A 5,776-nucleotide genomic window follows, 5' to 3' on the forward strand; every position below is an offset into this window, starting at 1 on the left:
CGCAGACGCCGCAATCGATGCATTCGTCGGGGTGAATGACGAGCATGTTCTCGCCGACATAGAAGCAATCGACGGGGCAGACCTCGACGCAATCCATGTACTTGCACTTGATGCAGTTGTCGGTGACGACGTGAGTCATCGTCCTGCCTTCCAGCCGCGCTCGGACGTCACTATTAGATATACATAAAGTACATCTTTTGTGCGGCTAAAAGCAATACGAAATATACATCATTATATCGGACCCGGTTGTCGGCATCGAAGATTGGAGGGCCAAGAGAACCCTGAGAGCTACAACGGCGAGGTCATGCCGGGCATGGGCCACTGAGTGAGCGAGATCCAGACACAAGCAGCGCAGCTCCCGAGCGTGCCAACCACGCGCCGGACAAACCCCGTCCCCCTCGGCAATCCGGTGCTAAGGGCTCTTGAAGGTGGGATCAATGGCGACTGCATCGCCCATCAGCCCGAGCGCTTGGAGATCGGCGCTGTGCAGGTCGATTTCCAGTATCGCGAGCAGCAGCCCGAGCACCACGGCGATGAGAATCAGCAGTGGAGAGGCCTCCTGAGAGAGCGGCTCCTTGCTCGGCGGCATCAAGCCGCAGACCGCCCGTAACCGCGCGATCATTTGCAGATAGGCCTTGGATCGCATTTGCATGCCGTCACCCCTGACGCCTGCGTTCGCGTGACGCGCCTGCCTCGTCTCCATTGCTGCAGCTCGGCATGGTAGCGGCCCGACGACGTTCATTGTTGCGCTGGATCAATTTCGAAGGAGCCCCGGTTGGAAATCGGCTCTCGTCCGGATCGACCAGGGCGAGCGTACGAGAGATGAAGGAGAGTTGACCGGAGCGGCCTCGGTCCTGACAAATGGAGCCGGTACGGCAAGACACCAATCTCGCCCGTTCAGGGGGGAGGGGGCCGGCTTCCTCAGTGCAGTTGCATGGAATGGCTGATGAATTTGTCCTCGGGTCTCTCTGCGATCCTCGTCGCCGTCTTGCTCTCGTCCGGTTCGGGAACGGCGTGTGCGCAACTGGCTGGCCACGGCGGGCCCGTGAAGGCAATCGCCGTCTCCGGTGATGGCCACAGCATCCTGTCGGGCAGCTTCGACACTTCCGCAATCCTGTGGTCGCAAGAGACGGAGGCTGCGCAGCAGGTTCTTCGCTTCCATTCGGATGCGGTGAATGCGGTCGCCTTTCTCAGGGATGGACGCATGGCGACGGCCGGCGCCGACGCGCGGATCGCGATTTGGACGCGCGGCCGAGAGCAGCCCGATCAGGTCCTCGAGGGGCACACTGCTCCGATCGTTTCGCTGACCGTCTCGCCTGACGGAACGAAGCTGGCATCGGCTTCCTGGGATCACACTGTTCGTGTCTGGTCGCTCGCCGATGGTGCGCAACAGGTTCTCGAAGGCCATGCGCAGAACGTCAACGGTGTTGCATTCACGCCGGATGGGCGGCGTCTCGTGAGCGTCGGTTACGATCTCACGCTGAGAATCTGGCCGTTGGTAACCGGGACGCCAGTGGTGATCGCTTTGCCGTCTCCGCTCAACGCGGTCATGGTCGGGAGCGACGGCGAGATCGCGACTGGCGCCGCAGATGGCAAGATACGCGTCTTGACGTCCGACGGTGAGGTGACCGGCGAACTGCAAGCGGGGCCTGCGCCCATCGTGGCACTGGCCGGCACAGGGGATGGCAGGCTCATAGCCGCCGCGGGCGTCGGGGGGACCATTGCGATCATCGATCGCAAGACGCGCAACGTGCTCCGTACGATCGTCGGACCCGGGCTCCCGGTATGGTCGGCTGCATTCTTGCCGGACAATGCGACCCTGCTGACTGGCGGGGCCGACGGAAAAATCCGGCGCTGGAATGCGCGCAGTGGCGCGCCCCTGGGATCGCACCTGCTCGGGACGGCAGCCGATCCGCTGGCGGCCTATGCGGGCGACCGGGGTGCCGACGTGTTCAGAGCCTGCGTCGCGTGTCACACCTTGTCAGAGAAGGAACTGCCGCGCGCAGGCCCCACACTGGCCGGACTGTACGGCCGCAAGATCGCCTCGCTGCCCGGCTACAGGTTTTCCGATGCCCTGAAGAGGCTGGATATCATCTGGACGCCCGAGACGGTCGCCGAGTTGTTCAAGGTGGGCCCCAATGCCTATACGCCCGGCACCAAGATGCCGGAGCAGCGGATCGGATCGGTCGATGATCGCAGGGCGCTCACGGAATTTCTTGCGCGCGCAACATCGAAATGAGCCGGGGGTGCGGCGTTCTCGTGCGCTGGTGCCCCACATTCACCGGAACATCAACGAAAAGAGAGGTGTGAAGCGGCTCACAGCGGGAACATCGAACATCGCATTATTCAAGGGGCCTCGAAATGCGCTGAACCAATGGAGGTTCACATGAAGCGCCTGATGCTCTCGGGACTGATTTTCGCCGCTCTCATCGCTGTTGCAACTGGCGCAATGCGATCACACTCCCGCTCGGTCGGCGGCGCGGTGGCCGGAGCTGGGACACAGTCACCGTTGGGAATCGCTGGTTCCACGCCCACGAGCAGCCTGCCCGTTGAGGATTTCGACGATCGATCGCTCGTTTTCCCGAGGGAGACGGGGAGGTAGTGCGCTCGGCAGTGGCGCGCTGCACCGGCCCAAGGTGCTGCTAATCCTTGGTTTCTCGTTGGCGGAGATAGTCGTCCGTCGTACGCGGCGGCGTGCGTTCCGGAACGCCTTTGAACGGATCGAATTGCTGCTCGCTCATGACGACGACGCGGCAGTCGGCGCACATCCGGACGGCGTCGATCCGCCTGTCTCCCGCCGGATACATCCAGTGCCGGCCTTCGAGCTTTGCAGCGACCCGATCGATCGTGCTCTTGACGCCGAACGGCGTCCCGCAGCGAACGCAGAGTGCAGGCTCCTCTTCCTTGAGCACGCGCGCCGGCGCGCGGCCTGCGCCGAAGTCGATCTGCGGCTTGAGCGTGATGACCTTCTCCGGGCAGGTGCTTTGGCAGAGGCCGCATTGCACGCAGGAATCTTCCACGAATTTGAGAACGGGGCGTTCGGGATCGTCGCGAAGCGCGCCCGTCGGACAGGCCGAGACACAGGACAGGCACAGCGTGCATCCATCCGCCTCGACCTCGATCGCGCCGATCGGCGCACCCTTTGGCAGGACAATGACGTCGACCGGTCTGGGCGCCAGGCGATGCAACTCGCTCAGGCCGAATCGAAGCAGCTCACGCCGCTTGCCGACCGTTCGGAAGGTGGAAGGCGTCTCGACCGTCGCGAGCGCTCCGATGCCGGTGAGCTGCGCGCCGAGTGCATCGGGGTCGTCCGTTTCGATCGTGGCGACACGCCTTCCGTCGAATCCCAGGCCGGCAAGAATAGCCTCGGCCATGGCGATCGTTTGCGACAGCCCGGTCAGATCATGCCGTGGCTTGGCGCGCAGCAGAAACCGTACGACCGCCGCTCCATGGGCGAACGCGCCGACGAGCGCGTCCAGCCCAACCTGTGTGAGCTCGTTGACGGCGAGAGGAAGCGTGTTGGCCGGAAGGCCGTCGCCGTGGCGGGCAAGGGCATCGATCAAGGAAGCGCCGTGCTGGCCGTCATGAAGGAGCAGAACCGGAGTTGCGCCGCCGGCCTCATGATAGGCGAGCAGCATGGCGCGGATTTGTCGCAACAGGGTATCCGCCGGCGGCAAGGCATAGGATGCTGCCCCGGTCGGGCAGGCCGCCGCGCATTGCCCGCAGCCTGCGCAGACTTCCGCGTTGATCGCGACATGGTCGCCATTGGGCGTGATCGCGCCGGTCGGACACAGATCCAGGCAACGGCGACAACCCGGCAGTTGCGAGCGCGAATGGGCGCAGAGCCCGGGCGCAAAGTCGATGTATTTCGGCTTGTCGAAGCTGCCGACGAGATCGCGCGCGGTCAGCACGGCACGGAGCACGGCCGCGGGGTCTCCGGGATCGGCGCGCAAATAGCCGTCGCGCAGATCGTGCGCCGGAAACAGCGGAGTTCCTCCCGACAGGTCGAGTACGAGATCGCAGCGCGAAGTTGCGCCGTTGCGGGGAGCGTCAAACAGGAAGTGATCGCGCGACGAGGGCCGGGGGCGGGCATAGTCGTCGATCGCAAGCTCGAAGGCGCCGAAATGTCCCTTTGCGTTCCTGATCGTCCCCTTCACGATCGGGAAGGCCGTCGCTGCCGGAGGCGTGACGTCTCCGGCCTGCTTGAGCATGACCGTGACGTCGAGATGATCGGCGAGCAGCCGGCCGGCTTCGATCGCGGTCTCATCGCGCCCGTAGATCAGGATGACGCCGTCGCTTGCCAGCGTGACCAGGGGATAGTCCGGTGCCGCGATGGATGCCGCGGCAAGCAGCGCCGCCATCTTCGCACCCGCCTGCGCGCCTTCGCGCGACCAACCCGCGCTCTCGCGGATGTTCACGAAACGAATGTCGTCGTCGCGTTCGCCGGCCTCGTCTCTGAACAGGGCGCTTTGCTGTGTGCAGGCGACCGTCAACGCACAAGGTGCCTTGGCGGCATCGCGGAAATGCTCGAGTTCTGCACCGCAGAGGTGACGGAACGTCTTGACGTCGCTGTCGGGACACCCACGCCGGACGGCGGCCGTGTCGAGACGCATGGTGTCCTCGCACGAGCAGATCAGGATCGTCTTCGGCGGCTGCTCCAGCTTAACCTCTCCCGCAAGGCGGCGTGAACGGCGGACTCGCGCCTCACCTGCACCTCGTATAGACATTCTCCACGGGCAAGAAAAGGATAGCGGAGGACGGCCTGCCGTCGACCCCAACCAATCACGTTTCCGTGGCGGAACCGATCCGGTTGCCGCCGCCGTTCACTCTGGTCCGGTTACGGGAGGGCGGCGACGCGTTTGCCCACGCATGTCGCATCGCAACAGAGAGCGGCGCCGGCACGCTGGTCTATGTCGGCCGCTTCGACCTCGCGGAGTTTGCCGTCGTGCTCCAGCCGGACGAGCCGCTACGCACCGCTCGGCGCGCCTTCTATGCCGGCATGGTTGCCCTGACCGATGCCCTGCGAGCCTACGCGCCGCCCAACAAGGCGGTCGCGATCGACTGGCCGGATGGCGTGCGAATTGATGGAGGGCTGGTCGGTGGGGGGCGGCTGGGATGGCCCATGTCGGCCGATGAGGACGAACCGCCTGCCTGGCTCGTGTTCGGCGCCATGATCCGGACCGTCGCAATGACCGACGGGGAGCCAGGCGTTCATCCGCTCGCCTCGGCGCTGGACGAAGAAGGGTTCGGCGAGGCGGGGGCTGCGCAGGTGACGGAGAGCTTTTCCAGATACCTGATGCTGGCGTTCGACAATTGGCGGATCGACGGCTTCGATGGCGTTGCGCGCGAATATCTGAGCCGCATGCCGCGCGAACGACAAACCGTGCGCCGAATCGACGAGCATGGCGGCCTGCTCACGCGCCGCATCGGCACGGACGTGACCGAGCGAATCGAGCTCACGACGGCACTCGCGACGCCATCCTGGCTCGATCCGCGGCTCGGAGGGCCACGGCTGTGAAGCTCCTGCGCACCATCGCGCTCGATCCGTCCGACACGTTCGTGTTCGATGCGCCCGCCGAGCCCGGCGAATGGGCGGTCTCCGGTGGCTTCCGGTTCTGCGAACGCGACCCTGCCGGGCTGCAGGGTAAGGAGCGCGCGGCCTTTCGTGGAGGTTTCCTCGGAGTGCAGTCCTGGGGCTGGTCGACCCTCGCGCAGATCGTCCCCGCCACCGAGGACGACTATCGCAACCTGGTCGAACTCCTGGCCAGGCAGCTTG

6 protein-coding genes are annotated in these 5,776 nt (G+C 64.8%); 3 read left to right on the plus strand and 3 right to left on the minus strand.

Translation table 11 applies throughout. The features are described from left to right. Both KGM94_RS22795 and KGM94_RS22800 read right to left on the minus strand, forming a co-directional pair. On the minus strand, positions 1-139 hold a 139-nt coding region (locus tag KGM94_RS22795), incomplete at its 3' end, for a ferredoxin family protein (RefSeq protein ID WP_300264360.1). Positions 140-412: 273 nt separating this feature from the next. Continuing rightward, positions 413-703, minus strand: a complete 291-nt coding sequence (locus KGM94_RS22800) for a hypothetical protein (RefSeq protein WP_300264352.1) — start codon at positions 701-703, stop codon at positions 413-415. A 243-nt stretch (positions 704-946) separates the two neighbouring features. Between KGM94_RS22800 and KGM94_RS22805 the strand changes: the two genes are divergently transcribed. Further along, entirely contained in the window at positions 947-2,239 is a 1,293-nt protein-coding gene (locus tag KGM94_RS22805; protein ID WP_300264354.1) for a c-type cytochrome, read from the plus strand. Between the two features lie 403 nt (positions 2,240-2,642). Here the strand turns inward: KGM94_RS22805 and KGM94_RS22810 are convergent, their stop codons facing one another. Continuing rightward, the gene (locus tag KGM94_RS22810) at positions 2,643-4,613 is read right to left on the minus strand and encodes a 4Fe-4S binding protein (protein ID WP_300264356.1); all 1,971 of its coding nucleotides are present in this window, start codon (positions 4,611-4,613) and stop codon (positions 2,643-2,645) included. Positions 4,614-4,792: 179 nt separating this feature from the next. On the opposite strand from KGM94_RS22810, the gene KGM94_RS22815 reads away from it, so the two are divergent. Both KGM94_RS22815 and KGM94_RS22820 read left to right on the plus strand, forming a co-directional pair. After that, positions 4,793-5,518 (plus strand): biotin/lipoate--protein ligase family protein, encoded by a 726-nt coding sequence (locus KGM94_RS22815; protein WP_300264357.1) that lies wholly within the window; start codon positions 4,793-4,795, stop codon positions 5,516-5,518. After that, positions 5,515-5,776, plus strand: a 262-nt coding sequence (locus KGM94_RS22820; RefSeq protein WP_300264358.1) for a DUF6505 family protein, incomplete at its 3' end; no start/stop codon positions are given. The genes KGM94_RS22815 and KGM94_RS22820, both read left to right, overlap by 4 nt.

It is taken from the genome of Bradyrhizobium sp. (genome assembly GCF_028868675.1).
Classification (GTDB): domain Bacteria; phylum Pseudomonadota; class Alphaproteobacteria; order Rhizobiales; family Xanthobacteraceae; genus Bradyrhizobium.

Coding starts and splice junctions, on each gene's coding strand:
- KGM94_RS22805 (WP_300264354.1), top strand. CDS start 947: ATGAATTTGTCCTCGGGTCTCTCTGCGATCCTCGTCGCCGTCTTGCTC.
- KGM94_RS22800 (WP_300264352.1), bottom strand. CDS start 703: ATGGAGACGAGGCAGGCGCGTCACGCGAACGCAGGCGTCAGGGGTGAC.
- KGM94_RS22810 (WP_300264356.1), bottom strand. CDS start 4,613: ATGCGTCTCGACACGGCCGCCGTCCGGCGTGGGTGTCCCGACAGCGAC.